This window comes from Mesorhizobium sp. 43Arga (genome assembly GCF_053714255.1).
Genome location: NZ_JBSKBO010000001.1, coordinates 997,998 through 1,012,595 on the forward strand (window position 1 = coordinate 997,998; position 14,598 = coordinate 1,012,595).

Below are 14,598 nucleotides of genomic sequence, written 5' to 3' on the forward strand. Positions count from 1 at the left end.
TAATTCGAGGAAAAATCGACGATGTCGGCGTACTGCCCGTCCTCGGGTAGACGCGGGATGGCCGGGTCAGGTGAAGGAGCGCACCAGGCTGCCGACGAGCAGGTTCCAGCCGTCGATCAGGACAAAGAACAGGATCTTGAACGGCAGCGACACCACCGTGGGCGGCAGCATCATCATGCCCATCGCCATGGTGATGGTGGCGACGATCAGATCGATGACCAGGAAGGGCAGCACGATCAGGAAGCCGATCTCGAAGCCGCGGCGGATCTCGGAGATCATGAAGGCGGGCACTAGGATGCGCAGGTCGACCGTCTCCTTGGCAACGACCTGGCCGCGCTCGCGGGCGAGGTCGGCGAAAAGGTCGAAATCCTTGTCGCGCACATTGTGCAGCATGAAGGTGCGGAACGGATCCGAGATCTTCTCGAAGGCCTCTGTCTGGCTGATCTGGTTGTCCATCAGCGGTTTGACGCCGGTGTTCCAGGCCTGATCGAAGGTCGGCGCCATGACATAGAAGGTCATGAACAGCGACAGCGAAATCAGGATGAGGTTTGCCGGCGTCGACTGCAGGCCGATGCCGGCACGCAGGATCGAGAAGGCGATGACGAAGCGGGTGAAGCTCGTCACCATGATCAGCAGCCCGGGTGCCACCGACAGTACGGTCAGCAGGCCGAACATCTGGATGATGTAGCCGACGGTGGCGCCGTCGGCCTTGCCGATGCCGCCAAGGTCCAGCTGCTGCGCCGCCGCGACGGAGGTGGCGGCGCCGATCAGCGCCGCGGCGAGAAGGAACTTCTTCATTCGAGCAGCAATGTCCTGATGAGAACCTGTTTGGCGTGCCCCTGGCTGCGGACCGAGGCTCGTTCCTCGATATCGGCTTTCAGGTGCTGGTAACCGCTGGCGCCCTCGATCTGATGCATCTTCAGCGTCCGCACGTAGGCCAGGAGGTCCTGATGGATGTCTTCCGACATCGCCGGCGGCTGCGGCGTGTCGTAGACCACGGATACTTCCATCCTGATCCAGGTGTCAGCGGGGGAGGCGATGTTGGTGGTGATCGGCGCCAGCGCCACAAGCGCCGGCCCCGTGCCAGGCTGTTGCGCGGCAGCGGGTTCGGTGACCTTGCCCTCATTTTCAGGTGCGACCGGCACCGATGACGGTGCCCCGGCGCCCTTGAGATAGCCGCCGGACATCCAGCCCATGCCGATGGCGGCGGCCGTTACCACCAGCAGCATGGCGCCCTGGACCACAAGGGATGGACCCTTGCGAGGCTGGAGTTGTTCGACATTGGCCACGGCGCTTTGTTCTCCAATTCCTAGAACGGAAGAACCTGGTCGAGAACCTGCTGGCCGTAGGCCGGCTGCTGGATCTCGGTGATGCGGCCGCGCCCGCCATAGGAAATGCGCGCTTCGGCTATGCGTTCGTAAGGGATCGTGTTTTCGGCGCCGATATCTGCCGGCCGAACGATGCCGGCGATGGTCAACACCCTGAGCTCGGCGTTGACGCGCACTTCCTGCGACCCAGTGATCATCAGATTGCCGTTCGGCAAGACGTCGGTGACGATCGCCGCGACATTGAGTTCAAGCGTTTCCGATCGTTTGATCTCACCGTCGGCCGTCGTGTCCGTGGCGGAGTTGAGCGCGCCAGCACCCTTGCCGGCGGTGCTCCACTTGTCCCATTGCGCGCTGAGGTCGAAGCCGAGCTTGCGGTTGGCGGTGCGGCTCCTGTCGTTCTGGTTCTTGAAATTGGCGCGGTCGTTGATCTTGATCCTGACGGTCAGGATGTCGCCCTGCGAGAGCGCCCGGGGATCGGTGAAGAGGCGGCTCTGGCGATCGTCCCACAGCGAAAACTTCTTCACCGGCGCGCGAGGCGGCTCGGGGTATTTGTACAGGGAAGAGGTGTTGCCGCCGTCAATGCCTGAGCCGACCGGCGACAGCGACGGCTCCTTGCCGACTTCCCTCAGGTTGGTGCCGCAGCCGGACAGCGCTGCCACCGCGCACAGGATGAGCGTTCTGCGGATCATGACGGATCTACCCTTCGGGCTGCGCTGGCCATGATGCCGGTGAGCGTCGCCGCCGCCTTCTGGTCCATTTCGTTGAGAATGACGCCGGCCTTGCGCGAATCGAGCTTCATCAGGATGGCCGCGGCCAGGTCGGCGTTGACGATCGCCAGTCGTTCGGCCGCCGCATCGGGCTTCATGCCGGCATAGATCTTGACGACGCCGTCCTCGGCCCGGGCAAGGAACACTTCGCGCCGCTTCAGCCAGGTCTCGTATTCGGCCTTTTTCGCGTCCAGCGCTTTCATGCGCTCGTCGATGCCGGCTTGCAGTTGCTTCAGTTCCTCGGCCTGCAAGGCATAGCGGCGGTCGCGGGCGGCGTCGGCGATGTTGGAGCAGAAGCGCTCGATCTCGCTCTGATCCGGCGCCTTTTCCCGCGTCAATTGCTGGGGCGCGACCGGCGGCTGTGCTCCGGGCAGAACCTGGCGAACGGCATCCTCGCCATGTGCGCCGCCACTGGCAACGGCCATGGCCGCGAGAACCGCGGCCGCCAACAGGATGGCGCTGGAGGAGCGTCTTTCGGGGGATGGGAGGGAGGGGATCATCGGCATCGCCTATTGGAGAACCAGATCGGCTTGCAGGGCGCCGGCCGACTTGATGCCTTGCAGGATGGCAATGATGCCGTCCGGTTTGACGCCGAGACGGTTGAGGCCGGAAACGAGGGTTTGCAGGTCGGGTCCGTCAAGCACGGCGACGCGGGCATCGGGCCGGCTGGCATCGATGGCGGTGAACGGCTCGACGGCGGTTTCGCCCTTGGAGAAAGGCTCTGGCTGCACGACGCGCGGCGCTTCGGTGATGCGCACCGTCAGCGTGCCGTGGCTGATGGCGACACGCGAGATCTTGACGTCGTTGCCGATGACGATGGTGCCGGTGCGCTCGTCGATGACGACGCGGGCCGGCGTATCGGATTCGACCACCAGGTTTTCGATCTCGGCATAAAAGCGCGCGGCCGAAACGCCCTTTGGCCTTCTGATCTGCACGGTGCGGGAATCGCGCTCGCCCGCCACGCGCATGCCGAAGCGCTGGCTGGTATAGTCGTTGATCGCGTCGGCGATGCGGATGGCGGTCGAAAAATCGGGATTGCGCAATTGCAGCGTCAGTGTCGACTGGTCGTCGAACTCGGCCTTCACCGAACGCTCGACGATGGCGCCGTTCGGCACCCGGCCTGCGGTCGGCACGCCTTGCGTCAATTGCTCGGCCTGACCCTTGGCGGTGAAGCCGGAAACGATGACCGCGCCCTGGCCGACGGCGTAGATCTCGCCATCCGCCGCCTTCAGCGGCGTCATGATCAGCGTGCCGCCGGCAAGCGAGGTGGCGTCGCCCATCGAGGAGACGTCGATGTCGATGCGGGCGCCCGACTGCACATAGGGCGGCATGTTGGCGGTGACGATGACGGCGGCGACGTTCTTGGCGCGCGCGCTGCCGCCTTCGGTGGCGATGCCGAGATTTTCCAGCATGGCGCGGATCGACTGCTCGGTGAACGGCGAATTGCGCAGGCTGTCGCCCGAGCCGGCGAGGCCGATGACCAGGCCGTAGCCGACCAGCTGATTGTCGCGCGAACTCTGCAACTGAGCGATGTCCTTGATGCGCGAGGCGACCTGGCCGGGCGGCAGCGAGCTTGGCCCGGGCGAAACGCGGAACATGCGGGTCGTGGTGGCCGGATCATATTCCGGATCATTGTCGACGCCGCCATTCTTCGCGGCGAGCTCGCGCTTGGCCTTGGGTGTCAAGCCGTCGGCCAGGGCCGGCTGCAGGCCGAGCGTGGCCGCGAGCAGAAGGGCAAGCAGGCGCATCATGAAGCGCTGACCTGGATGGTTCCGTCGACCATCACCGTGCCGGAGAGGATCTTGCCGCTGTCGCTGTTGCGAACCTTGATGAGGTCGCCGGCCGAACCTGGCTGCAAGGTCACCGCGGTGGCAGTTATCGTCAGTCCGCCGGCGATGAAGAACACCTGCACGGCGGCACCTTGTTCGACCAGCCAGGCTTCGCGGATGGCGGCGGTCGGGATGTAGCGTCCGGGCAGCAGCGTGCGCTTGGCGATCTTGCCCTGGAGTTCTTCGGAGCGGGTCGCCATCGCATCGGGCTTGTGCTTGCCGGCGATGAGGGTCACTTGTTTCAGGGCGGCGAGCTCGATGGTCTCCCCGGGATAGATGACGCGGTTGGGGATCAGCACGACCTCGCCGGTGGGCTGATTGCCGGCGATCTGCGTCGCCGATTGATTTGTCGATTGATTTGTCGATTCCTGGGCGAAAGCCGGCATGCCGCCGGCCACCAGCGCAAGGATCAGCGCGGTGCGGCGGAATGCGGAGCAGGAGATCGGCATGGCCATCATCCCTTACCTGATGTTCTTGGAGACGACCGAGGCCATGTCGTCGGCGGCCTGGATCACTTTGGAATTCATCTCATAGGCGCGCTGCGCCGAGATCAGCTCGGTGATTTCCTTGACCGGGTCGACGTTGGAGGCCTCGAGATAGCCCTGCTGGATGGTGGCGAAGCCGGGATCGCCGGGCACGCCGGCATTGGCCGGGCCGGAGGCCGTCGTTTCCTGGAACAGATTGTCGCCGAGCGGCGCCAGTCCCGCCTCGTTGGCGAAGTTGACGATCTGGAGCTGGCCGAGAGTCTGCAGGTTGGTCTGGCCGTCGATGCGGGCGAAGACCTGGCCGGTCTTGTTGACGATGACCTCGACCGCATCGGTCGGCACGGTGATGGCCGGAATGACGTTGGCGCCGTCCACCGTCACCAGCTGGCCGGTGGCGTTGGTGTTGAAGGCGCCGGCGCGGGTGTAGAGCGTGCCGCCATCGGCGCCCTCGATCTGGAACCAGCCCCTGCCGGTCAGCGCCATGTCGAAGCTGTTGCCGGTGCTGGTCAGCTCGCCCTGGGTGTGCACGTTGCGCACGGCCGTCGTCTTGACGCCGAGACCGATCGAAACGCCTTCCGGCACCAGCGAGGCGTTGGAGCGGTTGGGTACGCCTTGCGTGCGGTCGACCTGATAGAGCAGGTCGGAGAATTCGGCGCGCGCCCGCTTGTAGCCGGTGGTGTTGATGTTGGCGATGTTGTTGGCGATGACTTCCAGATTTGTCTGCTGGGCATTCATGCCGGTGGCGGCGATGGCAAGTGCTTTCATGGCCTACTCCTCAGATACCCATTCGACTGACTTCGAGATAGGCCGAAACGACCTTGTCGCGGATGGCGACGGCGGTCTGAAGCGCCTGCTGGGCGCTCATCACCGCGTCGACGACCTGGCGGGTATCGGCATCGCCCTTGAGCGCCTGGAGCGACACCTGCTCGGCATTCTGCAGCGTATTGACGGTCTTGGAGGCTGCCTGGCTCACCGCTTCGGCGAAGGAGGTGCCAAGGTTGCCCGATGTCGCCGGCGCAACACCGCCCTGAAGCAGGTCGGTCGCCGTATCGCCCAGCCCGGGCTTCAGGTTAAGCGCGCCGATGCCGTTCACGATCATTGGTTCCTCATCAGGTCGATGGTCATTGAAATGAGGTCGCGCGCCTGCTTCACGACTTGCAGGTTGGCCTCGTAGGAGCGGTTGGCCTCGGTCATGTCGGCCATTTCGATCAGCACGTTGACATTGGGCATCTTGACGTAGCCCTTCTCGTTGGCGGCCTCGTTGCCGGGCTGGAATTCGACGGGGAAGACACTCGGATCGCGGTCGATCGAGTTCACTTCAACCTTCGAGGCGCCGGAAGCCCGGTCGAGCTCGGAGACGAAGCTGATGGTCTTGCGGCGATAGGGATCGGCGCCGGGCGTGGTGCCGGTCGACTGGGCATTGGCGAGGTTTTCAGAAACCACGCGCAGGCGCTCGGACTGAGCGCCGAGGCCGGATGCTGCGACTTTCAGGGCTGCGGTCAGTGCGTCCATGGTCAGCTCTTCACCGCCATCATCATCATCGAGTGGAAGGCCTTGACGATCGCCGTGTTGAGCTCGAAGGAGCGGCGCACCTCGCCGGCCTTGAGAAGCTGGTCCTCAAGCACGACGGAGTTCTTGGACGGCATGACCACGCCGTCATCTTCCTGCGGCTTGATGGTGAAGCCGGCATTGGTCGCCGCGCTGCCGAGATGGCCGGCCTCGGTGGTCTGCAGCGACACAGCCGTGCGGTCGAGCACCTTCTCGAAGGGCTCGACATCGTTTGCCGTGTAGCCCGGCGTGTTGGCGTTGGCGATGTTGCCGGCGATCGCCGACTGGCGCACGGAAAGCCACTGCGCTTGCTTGGCGGCGAGATCGAAAAGGGAAACAGGCTCCATGGGAATCTCCGGGCATGTGCCCAAAGACTAGGCCGCCAGTCTTGCGCGGACCTTGCGGGCAGCCGCTACCTGGAAAGCTGGATCACCTGGTTGGTGCTGGTCAGCATGACCCATTTGCCGTTGCGCTGCTCGATCGACGAGACCGTGCTCGAGTCCGGCAGTACGGAGCCGCGCTGAACGATCCACAGGCCGGTATCGTCCTCGATCATGGCGCGGCCGTTGGCGACATGGACCATGCGGAATTTCGCGACATCGGCCGGAAAAGGCTGGTCGCCGGGCGGCTGCGCCGGGCTGGCGTCATCCTGCACCGTTCCGGTGGCGAGCAGGTCGATGCTGGTGTTGGGAAGGTCCTTGGCCGTCAGCGGCGCGCTGCGCGAGGTCGCCACGCCACCACCCGCGCGTCCCGAATTGGTGCCAGTGCCGCCAAACTTGATCGCTTGAACGCCGAACTGCTCCTGGTTGAAGAAGATATACCAGGGAAACAGCGCGCAGATCAGGCCGAGCGTGACGCCGAGCGCGGCGATGACGAAGTCGCTGCGCCGGTCCGCCTTCTTGCTCAATTTTGGAAATTGCGCCTTTGGCGGTTGCGGCCATTCGGTGACGGGAAACAGGCCGTCGATCAGCGATTCGCGCCTTGCCTGGGTCATCTCGACGGCCTCGACGCTGGCAACCACAGGCATGGCGGGCACGGCAGCCCGAGCCACGGGTTCGGGTCGGGGCAGGACCGGCTTGACGGCTCTGGCCAGAACAGCCGCGGTCTTGGCCGCGATGGCGCTGGCGGCCCTTGCCTTGGCGCTCCTCTCCTCCTCGGCCCGAGCTTTCTCGGCGGCGTTCGCCGCGGCGATCATCTCGTTCAGGATGCGCTCGGTGTACTGGCGTTCAGTCTCCTGCATTCAGCTTTCCCTTGAGATGGCGGGCGAGATCGGAGAACGGATCGACCGACGGGCGGTCCCTGGGCGATTGCGTCAGCGCCTCGTAGATCAGCGGCACCTGGCGCACGGCGATGTCGAGCTCGGCGTCGGCGCCGCCCTGATAGGCGCCGAGCAGGCGGATGTCGCGCGTGTCCTCGAAGCGGGAGATCATCGACTTCAGCCGCGTCACCAAAGCGCGCTGTTCGACGCTCCAGGCCTTGCCGGCCAGGCGCGATATGGACGACAGCGGATTGACCGGCGGGTAGCGACCCTGTTCGGCGATCGCGCGGTCGAGCACGACATGGCCATCAAGGATGCCGCGTACAGAATCCGCGACCGGATCATTGTGGTCGTCGCCGTCGACCAGCACGGAAATGATGGCGGTGATCGACCCCTTGCCTTCGGCCCCCGGTCCAGCGCGCTCGAGCAATTTGGGCAGTTCGGTGAAAACCGAGGCGGGATAGCCGCGGGCGACCGGCGGCTCGCCGGTTCCCGTCGCTACCTCGCGCAAGGCATGGGCGAAGCGGGTGATCGAATCCAGCACCAGGAGTACGCGGTGGCCCTGGTCGCGAAAGTGCTCCGCGACGCGCATGGCGGTGTCGGGCGCGCGCCGGCGCATCATGGCGCTCTCGTCGCTGGTGGCGACGACGGCCACGGTCTTGGCCATGCTGTCGCCAATCGTGTCCTCGAGGAATTCGCGAACTTCGCGGCCGCGTTCGCCGATCAGCGCCACGACGACGGTGTCGAACGCGTCGGCGCCAGCGAGCATGGCGAGCAGCGTCGACTTGCCGACGCCCGAACCGGCAAAGACGCCCATGCGCTGGCCGAAGCACAGCGGCGTGAAGATGTCGATGACCTTGACGCCGGTCATGAAGGCGGTGCCGACGCGCTGCCGCGCCATGGCGCCGGGCGTCGTGGCGCTGCCCGACAGGTCTTCGCCCCTGATCAGCGGCGGACCGCCATCGATGGCCCGGGTGAGCGCGTCGATGGTGCGACCGCGCCATGAAGCGTGCGGCGCCACCGCGAGCGGACCCCTGCGGAACACAGCGTCGCCGATGCCGGCATCGGCGCTGCGTTCGAACGGAGCGACGACGACCTCGTCGCGGCTGATCTTGACGATCTCGCCGCGCCGCGCGCCGGACTGGCCGCGCTGCTCGACGATGTCGCCCAGCCTGGCGAAATCGGAAAGGCCGTGCACCTTGTAGTGCGTGGACGTGACTTCTGTGACGAGACCGCCACGCTTGACCAGCCCGTCGGTCTTGCTGAAACGCCGAATTACCCGTTCCAGTGCGGCGAGCCGATCCTCGGGCGCCGGCTGCAGCTGCCTTTCGGGTGCACGGATGGAGGACCGGCCTGATGACATGCTACGACTTCGAGCCGAGCGTCTTGATCGCCTCGTCGGAGGAGGAATCCGTCTGCCGCATCAGGGCGGCGGTGTTCTCGAAGGCGCGCTGGACCATGATCAGCCGGGTCATCTCCAGCACCGGATTGACGTTGGATTCTTCGACGAAACCCTGGGCGATGCCGACATCGGAGCGGTCGGTGACCGGCTCGGGGGTGCGCGCGGGCACGATGCCGGAATTGCCGTAGCGCACGAAATTCTCGCCCGGGTCGAAATTGTAGAGGCCGATCGAGCCGACAAGCTGGTCGTTCTGGCGCAGCGAGCCGTCGGCGCCGGCCTTGGGCGGGCCGTTGCGGGGATCGAGCTGGATCGGCGCGCCGCCGGCGTCGAGCACCGGATGGCCCTCGACCGACATCAGCTCGCCATTCTCGTTCATCGAGAAGCGGCCGTCGCGGGTCATGACGGTGCCGGCCGGTGTGTCGATGGCGAACCAGGCGTCACCCTGGATAGCGAAATCGAACGGATTGCCGGTCTCGCTCAGGGAACCGTGGGCGCCCGACAGATAGGTCTTGCCCGACGAGGCGAAGGACACCGATTTCTGCCCGGTGCCCGATACCATATCCTCGAATTTCACGCCGGTGGCGCGAAAGCCGACGGTGTTGGCGTTGGCGACATTGTCGGCAATCGTGTCGAGCCGGCGCTCGAGTGCCATCTGCGCGGAAAGGGCGACGTAGAGACTGTCTCGCATGATCAGAACTTCAACTTCTGCATGGCCATCATCAGGTCGGTGGAAATGCTCGCGGTGGCCGGCTGGGCGAACAGCACGCTGACTGACGTCACGGCCGGCGAGGTCGGGTTGTTCATCTCGTACATGCTGGTGAAGCGGGTCAGGAACTTGCCGAGTTTCACGGGGTCGGTGAAATCCGAGATTTTAAGCTTCTGTCCGAAGAGCTGCACCTGCTTGTCGATGTCGGCGGTGGCGAAGGAATCGGGGAGCCCCAGCGCGGTGCGCACGACGCTGGCAAGAGCCGTGTCGGCCAGCACGTCGTACCAGCTGGTGATGTCGGGCGCCTTGCGCTGGAAATAGAGCGCCAGCCGCACGCCTTGATTGGTCTTGCCGGCATCCTCTTCAAGCGACTGGCGCATATACTTGTCGACGGTCGGTTGCTGCGCCGGATTGATGGTGGTGGCGGCTTCGCCATATTGTTCGAAGTTGAAGGCGCTGGCGAGCCCGGCGTAGGCTTTGTTGGTCATCTTGTTGGCGACGCTGTTGGGGTCGCGAATACCGCCGGTGAGCACGCTGCGGATCAGGTCCTTGCTCACCTTGGCCGGATCGAGCCCGAAGGACGAGAGCGCGTAGTTGTACAGCCGGCTGTCGGCCATCAGGTCGTCGATGGACTTCACTTTGGTGACGTTGGCCAGATAGTATGCGGTCTCGGACTTGATGTAGTCCGCATTCGGCTTGATCAGGCCAAGCGCCGATTCCGTGGTGTAGATCTTTGGCGTGTCCTTCTGCACCGCGTCACGGGACGTTGTCTGGTCGCCATACTGGGCAAAGTTGAAGGCGGTGACGAAATTGGCGTACCGCTTGTCGGTCAGCTTGTTGGCGGGGCTGTTCGGGTCGCTGACGCCGCCCGAGAGCATAGTGCGGATCTGCTGCGGCGTTTCGGTCGACGCATCCAATCCGTACGAAGCCATGGCGAAGGTCAGCAGGCGCTTGTCCGCCATCAGGTCGTCGATCGACTTCACCTTGGAGATGTTTGCCGCGTAGTAATCGGCCTCGCCCTTGATGTACTGCGCGCTCGGCTTGACCAGCGTCAGTCCGGCTCCGGACATGTATCCGTTCGGAACCGCCTGCTGGACATCGGTGCGCGCGGTTGTCTGATCCCCATACTGGGCGAAGTTGAATGCCGAGACGAAGTTGGCATAGCTCTTGTTGGTCAGTTTGTTGGCGGGACTGTTCGGATCGCTGACGCCACCTTCCAGCATCGCCCTGACGGTGGCGGCCGGTTCGGTTGTGGCGTCGAGCCCGAATGCGGCCATCGCGTATGTCAGCAGGCGAGAGTCGCCCATCAGGTCGTCGATCGACTTCACCTTAGAAATATTGGTGACGTAGTAGGCGGTTTCGCTCTGGTAGTAGGAGAACCCCGATTGCGATGCGCCGATCTGGACTTGCAGCGCAAAGTTGCTGGTCACCAGCTGCTGCGCCTTGTTGTAGATGGTCGTGTTGGCACCATTGGCGACGAAGTTGAAGGCGCTGACGAACTGGGCATAGCGCTTGTCGGTCAGCTTGTTGGCGAAACTGCTAGGATTGGTGACGCCTTCCTTGAGCGCCTTGACCATGAAGGCCTTGGCGTAGGCCATGTCCTCCAGCCCGTAGGCCTTCATGGCATATTTGAACAGCCGGTCATTGTTGACGAAATCGTCGATCGATTTCACCTTGGTGATGTTGGCAAGGTAATATTTGGTATCGCGATCGACCGTCGGCTGCTGCTCGATGCGGTCGATCGACTTGTTGATGTCCTTGGTAATCAACTGGTAGCTGGTAAAGGTATTGAGCAACGTCATGCCTCCGGCCGAAGCTTAATGTCGCGACAATAACTTCACTTCCTTGCGCGAAACTGAATCGCCCAGCATTCGGTTCCGTGGCAGCCCGGATTCAAGCCTCACACAAGGCACGGGGGCTATCCCTTGCATCTGTTGTGAAATGCGGAAGGACCTGTCGTGGGCATTCTGATTGGACTTGTGGTGACGCTCGGCTGCGTCCTTGGCGGCTTCATGGCCATGGGCGGGCATCTGCACGTGCTGGTCCAGCCTTGGGAAGCCGTGGTCATCTGTGGCGCCGCACTGGGGACATTCCTGGTCGCCAACCCGATGAAGACGGTCAAGGATACCGGCAAGGGCATCCTTGAAGCCTTCAAGCAGGCGGTGCCGAAAGAGCAGGATTATCTGGAAACGCTCGGCGTCCTGCACAGCCTGATGCGCGAATTGCGCTCGAAGTCGCGCAGCGAGGTCGAGGCGCATATCGACAATCCGGAAGAATCAGCCATCTTCCAGGCTTTCCCGACGGTGCTCAAGAATCACGATCTGATGAATTTCATCTGCGACTACTGCCGCATCATCATCATCGGCAATGCCCGCTCGCACGAGATCGAGGCGCTGATGGACGAGGAGATCCAGACCATCCGCTCCGACAAGATGAAGGCCTATCACGCGCTGGTCGCGGTCGGCGACGGCCTGCCGGCGCTGGGCATCGTCGCCGCCGTGCTCGGCGTGGTCAAGGCGATGGGCGCACTCGACCAGTCGCCGGAAATCCTCGGCGGCCTGATCGGCGCGGCGCTTGTCGGCACCTTCCTCGGTATCTTCCTGTCCTACGCCGTGGTCGGGCCTGTCGCCACCAAGATCAAGACGGTGCGCGAGAAGAAGAACCGCCTCTACATCATCGTCAAGCAGACGCTGCTCGCCTACATGAACGGCGCGCTGCCGCAGGTGGCGATCGAATTCGGCCGCAAGACCATCTCGTCCTATGAGCGGCCGACCATCGACGCCGTCGAGCAGAGCACGATGAACACCGGCAGCGCCGAGAAGAAGGCCGCTTGAGCGATGCACGACAGATCGGTGCCGACACGGCCATGACTAGCCCAGGCAGCCCCGCGCAAGCGCGTTCGCTGATCATCGAGCGCCTGGTCGGCGACAGCGGCGAAGCCGCCCAGGTCATCGGTACTGGCCGCGGCATGGCCGAGCGCGCCGCGCCGCTGTTGCAAAAGAGCCTGACCAGTGAGCTTGGCGTTCCGGTCACCGTCGATCTCAGGGCCGTCGAGGTCAGCCGCGTCGCGGAGGCGCGCTCGCGTGCCGGCGATACGTTTGCCATGACTATCGTGGCATCATCCACGTCTTCCGATGCCATGACCTTGGTAATCGATGCGCCGGCGATAGCGATCATGGTCTGCACGCTGTTCGGTGGCGACCCGGAGACGCCGGCATCGCCGATCGAGCGCGATCTGTCGCAGATCGAGGTTGATGTCTCGACCATGCTGTTTCAGCAGGTCGCGCAGGCCCTGAACGGATCGGGGCGGCGCTCGCTCGACCTGCGTCTGCCCGTACCGCGCGCGATGTCGGGCACCGAAGCCAAACGGCACGTTTTGCGAGATGGTGCGGCACTGCGCATCGTTCTTGGCATCTCAACACCAGCCGACAGCGGCACGGTCACTGTGACGATGCCGCAGCGTATCGTTCTGGCCAGCCGCGACAGCGCCGCCGGCACCGGCGGTGATGACCACGGCCCGAGTTGGCGGGAGCGCTTCTCGGAAGAGGTGATGCGCTCGACAGTGGCGCTCGAAGCCACCATGCCGCTGGCGCGGCTGACACTTGGCGACCTCGCCAATCTCGAAGTGGGCCAGGTCATCGACTTCGACGAAACGGCGCAATCAAGGGCGCGCCTCAGCGCGCGCGGCCAGACGCTGTTCGTATGCGAGTTCGGCAAACTGGGGCAGAATTACACCGTCCGAATCAGGCATCCTTTCGATGCGGGGCAGGATTTTATCGATGGGCTCATGCCGGCCAGTGCCGGGCGCGCCTGAGCTTTTGGAGACAACGCATGGCCAAGACCAAAGTGGAAGCAGAGATCGATCAGCCGGACGAGCAGCTCGACCGCGCCATCGAGGAATTGCGCGGGGTCCTGCATGAAGAGGAGCAGCGCCCCGACGCTGCGTTCAAGGCCGCCGCGGGCGCCAATTCGAACGTGATCATGAACATCCCCGTCGATGTCCAGATCATCCTCGGCAGCACCGAGATGGCGGTGGCCGACCTGATGGCCCTGCAGAAGGGCTCAACGGTGGCACTCAACCGCCGCATTGGCGAACCAGTCGACGTCGTGGTCAATGGCCGCAAGATCGCCCGCGGCGAGATCACGGTGCTGGAGAGCGACCCCTCGCGCTTCGGCATCAGGCTGACCGAGATCATCGCCGGCACGAAGGGCGCCTAGACATGGCTGGTGGGGCTTGCCGGTTGCAGCGGAGGCGAGAGGCAGCATGACGCCGCTGACGACCCTGACGCGCGCGCAGAAGGCGGCCGCCATATTGGTGGCGATGGGCAAGCCGTCCGCCAGCCGCCTCTTGAAATTCTTCAAGCAGGAAGAGCTGAAGGCGCTCATCGAGGGCGCGCGGCTGCTGAGGACCATTCCGCAAAGCGATCTCGAACGCATCGTCGCCGAATTCGAGGCCGAGTTCACCGAGGGTGCCGGCCTGCTCGATTCCGCCGACAGGATGGACACGATCCTCAACGAGTCGCTGTCGCCCGAAGAGATGAGCGCCATCATGGGCAACAAGAAGCCGGAGGCAGCGCCTGAAGGGCCGCCGCCGATCTGGCCCGATCTCGAAAAGCTCGAACCCTCGCGGTTGGGCACTTTCCTGGCCGGCGAACATCCGCAGACGGCGGCCATGGTGCTGTCGAAGCTGGCGCCGCAGGCGGCGGCGAGCGTGCTGTTGACGCTGACGAAGCCGATGCGCGGCGAAATCATCAAGCGCATGGTGACGATGGCCAATGTTCCGGACGCCGCTGCCCGGATCGTCGAGAACCGGCTGCGCGCCAGCGTGCTTGCGGAAACCTCGACCAAGGACACGTCGGCCGGGCAGGCGCGCGTCGCCAGCGTGCTCAACGAACTGGACAAGCCGCTGCTCGAGGAGGTCATGCAGGACCTGGAAGCCGCCGGCACGCCCGACCTCGACGGTGTGCGAGCCCGCCTGTTCGCTTTCGACGATCTTCCGCTGCTCACGCAGAAGGCGCGCGTGCTTTTGTTCGACGGGCTGTCGACCGAGCTTGTCACGCTGGCGCTGCGCGGCACGTCGGCGGCACTCGCCGAAGCGGCGCTGTCGGCGATCGGCGCGCGGTCGCGGCGCATGATCGAAGCCGAACTCGGACAGGGGTCGGAAGGGATTCCTCTCGCCGACATAATGACGGCGCGCAAGACCATCGTGACGACGACCATCCGGCTTTCGCGTGAGGGCGCATTCGAACTCCCCGCGACACAGAACGCCGCCTAG

The 14,598-nt window shown here is 64.3% G+C and carries 18 protein-coding genes; 4 read left to right on the forward strand and 14 right to left on the reverse strand.

Annotation, left to right across the window (positions count from 1 at the left end; genetic code table 11):
- Nucleotides 1-66: 66 nt before the first annotated feature.
- The 14 genes from fliP to ACWGS8_RS05010 all read right to left on the reverse strand — a co-directional run bounded on the left by fliP (nt 67) and on the right by ACWGS8_RS05010 (nt 11,125).
- Complete coding sequence (gene fliP / locus ACWGS8_RS04945; RefSeq protein ID WP_010911282.1) at nt 67-798, reverse strand: flagellar type III secretion system pore protein FliP; 732 nt, start codon at nt 796-798, stop codon at nt 67-69.
- Entirely contained in the window at nt 795-1,289 is a 495-nt protein-coding gene (locus tag ACWGS8_RS04950; RefSeq protein ID WP_454579861.1) for a flagellar basal body-associated FliL family protein, read from the reverse strand. Before ACWGS8_RS04950 ends, fliP begins: the two co-directional genes overlap by 4 nt.
- A 20-nt stretch (nt 1,290-1,309) precedes the next feature.
- On the reverse strand, nt 1,310-2,017 hold the full coding sequence (gene flgH / locus ACWGS8_RS04955) for a flagellar basal body L-ring protein FlgH (RefSeq protein ID WP_454579862.1): 708 nt from the start codon (nt 2,015-2,017) through the stop codon (nt 1,310-1,312).
- Nucleotides 2,014-2,601, reverse strand: a complete 588-nt coding sequence (locus ACWGS8_RS04960; protein WP_454579863.1) for a MotE family protein — start codon at nt 2,599-2,601, stop codon at nt 2,014-2,016. The genes flgH and ACWGS8_RS04960 overlap by 4 nt, the downstream gene beginning before the upstream one ends.
- A 3-nt stretch (nt 2,602-2,604) precedes the next feature.
- Nucleotides 2,605-3,846 (reverse strand): flagellar basal body P-ring protein FlgI, encoded by a 1,242-nt coding sequence (locus ACWGS8_RS04965; protein WP_407660560.1) that lies wholly within the window; start codon nt 3,844-3,846, stop codon nt 2,605-2,607.
- Nucleotides 3,843-4,379 carry a flagellar basal body P-ring formation chaperone FlgA gene (gene flgA, locus ACWGS8_RS04970; protein ID WP_454579864.1) on the reverse strand — a complete coding sequence of 179 codons (537 nt, stop codon included), beginning with the start codon at nt 4,377-4,379 and terminating at the stop codon, nt 3,843-3,845. The genes ACWGS8_RS04965 and flgA overlap by 4 nt, the downstream gene beginning before the upstream one ends.
- Before the next feature lie 6 nt (nt 4,380-4,385).
- Nucleotides 4,386-5,174, reverse strand: a complete 789-nt coding sequence (gene flgG / locus ACWGS8_RS04975) for a flagellar basal-body rod protein FlgG (RefSeq protein WP_010911276.1) — start codon at nt 5,172-5,174, stop codon at nt 4,386-4,388.
- 10 nt (nt 5,175-5,184) lie between these two features.
- The gene (locus ACWGS8_RS04980; RefSeq protein WP_019860949.1) at nt 5,185-5,508 is read right to left on the reverse strand and encodes a flagellar hook-basal body complex protein FliE; all 324 of its coding nucleotides are present in this window, start codon (nt 5,506-5,508) and stop codon (nt 5,185-5,187) included.
- Complete coding sequence (gene flgC, locus ACWGS8_RS04985) at nt 5,505-5,921, reverse strand: flagellar basal body rod protein FlgC (protein WP_454579865.1); 417 nt, start codon at nt 5,919-5,921, stop codon at nt 5,505-5,507. Before flgC ends, ACWGS8_RS04980 begins: the two co-directional genes overlap by 4 nt.
- Nucleotides 5,922-5,923: 2 nt before the next feature.
- A complete protein-coding gene (gene flgB, locus ACWGS8_RS04990) occupies nt 5,924-6,304 on the reverse strand; it encodes a flagellar basal body rod protein FlgB (protein ID WP_027056837.1) in 381 nt (126 codons plus the stop codon).
- 65 nt (nt 6,305-6,369) lie between these two features.
- Nucleotides 6,370-7,197, reverse strand: a complete 828-nt coding sequence (locus tag ACWGS8_RS04995; protein WP_454579866.1) for a hypothetical protein — start codon at nt 7,195-7,197, stop codon at nt 6,370-6,372.
- Nucleotides 7,184-8,578 (reverse strand): flagellar protein export ATPase FliI, encoded by a 1,395-nt coding sequence (fliI, locus tag ACWGS8_RS05000; RefSeq protein ID WP_454579867.1) that lies wholly within the window; start codon nt 8,576-8,578, stop codon nt 7,184-7,186. Before fliI ends, ACWGS8_RS04995 begins: the two co-directional genes overlap by 14 nt.
- Nucleotide 8,579: 1 nt before the next feature.
- On the reverse strand, nt 8,580-9,305 hold the full coding sequence (flgF, locus tag ACWGS8_RS05005) for a flagellar basal-body rod protein FlgF (RefSeq protein WP_454579868.1): 726 nt from the start codon (nt 9,303-9,305) through the stop codon (nt 8,580-8,582).
- 2 nt (nt 9,306-9,307) lie between these two features.
- Nucleotides 9,308-11,125, reverse strand: coding sequence for a DUF1217 domain-containing protein (locus ACWGS8_RS05010; RefSeq protein WP_454579869.1), 1,818 nt, complete (start codon nt 11,123-11,125; stop codon nt 9,308-9,310).
- A gap of 156 nt (nt 11,126-11,281) precedes the next feature.
- Here ACWGS8_RS05010 and motA point away from each other — a divergent pair, with 156 nt between their 5' ends.
- Genes motA through ACWGS8_RS05030 form a run of 4 tightly spaced genes read left to right on the forward strand, consistent with a single transcriptional unit; the run spans nt 11,282 to nt 14,598 of the window.
- Nucleotides 11,282-12,157: a flagellar motor stator protein MotA gene (gene motA, locus ACWGS8_RS05015; protein ID WP_010911268.1), complete on the forward strand. Its 876-nt coding sequence runs from the start codon at nt 11,282-11,284 to the stop codon at nt 12,155-12,157.
- A gap of 32 nt (nt 12,158-12,189) precedes the next feature.
- Entirely contained in the window at nt 12,190-13,137 is a 948-nt protein-coding gene (locus tag ACWGS8_RS05020; protein ID WP_454580119.1) for a FliM/FliN family flagellar motor switch protein, read from the forward strand.
- A 17-nt stretch (nt 13,138-13,154) separates the two neighbouring features.
- Nucleotides 13,155-13,541 carry a flagellar motor switch protein FliN gene (gene fliN, locus ACWGS8_RS05025; RefSeq protein WP_454579870.1) on the forward strand — a complete coding sequence of 129 codons (387 nt, stop codon included), beginning with the start codon at nt 13,155-13,157 and terminating at the stop codon, nt 13,539-13,541.
- 46 nt (nt 13,542-13,587) lie between these two features.
- A complete protein-coding gene (locus ACWGS8_RS05030) occupies nt 13,588-14,598 on the forward strand; it encodes a flagellar motor switch protein FliG (protein WP_454579871.1) in 1,011 nt (336 codons plus the stop codon).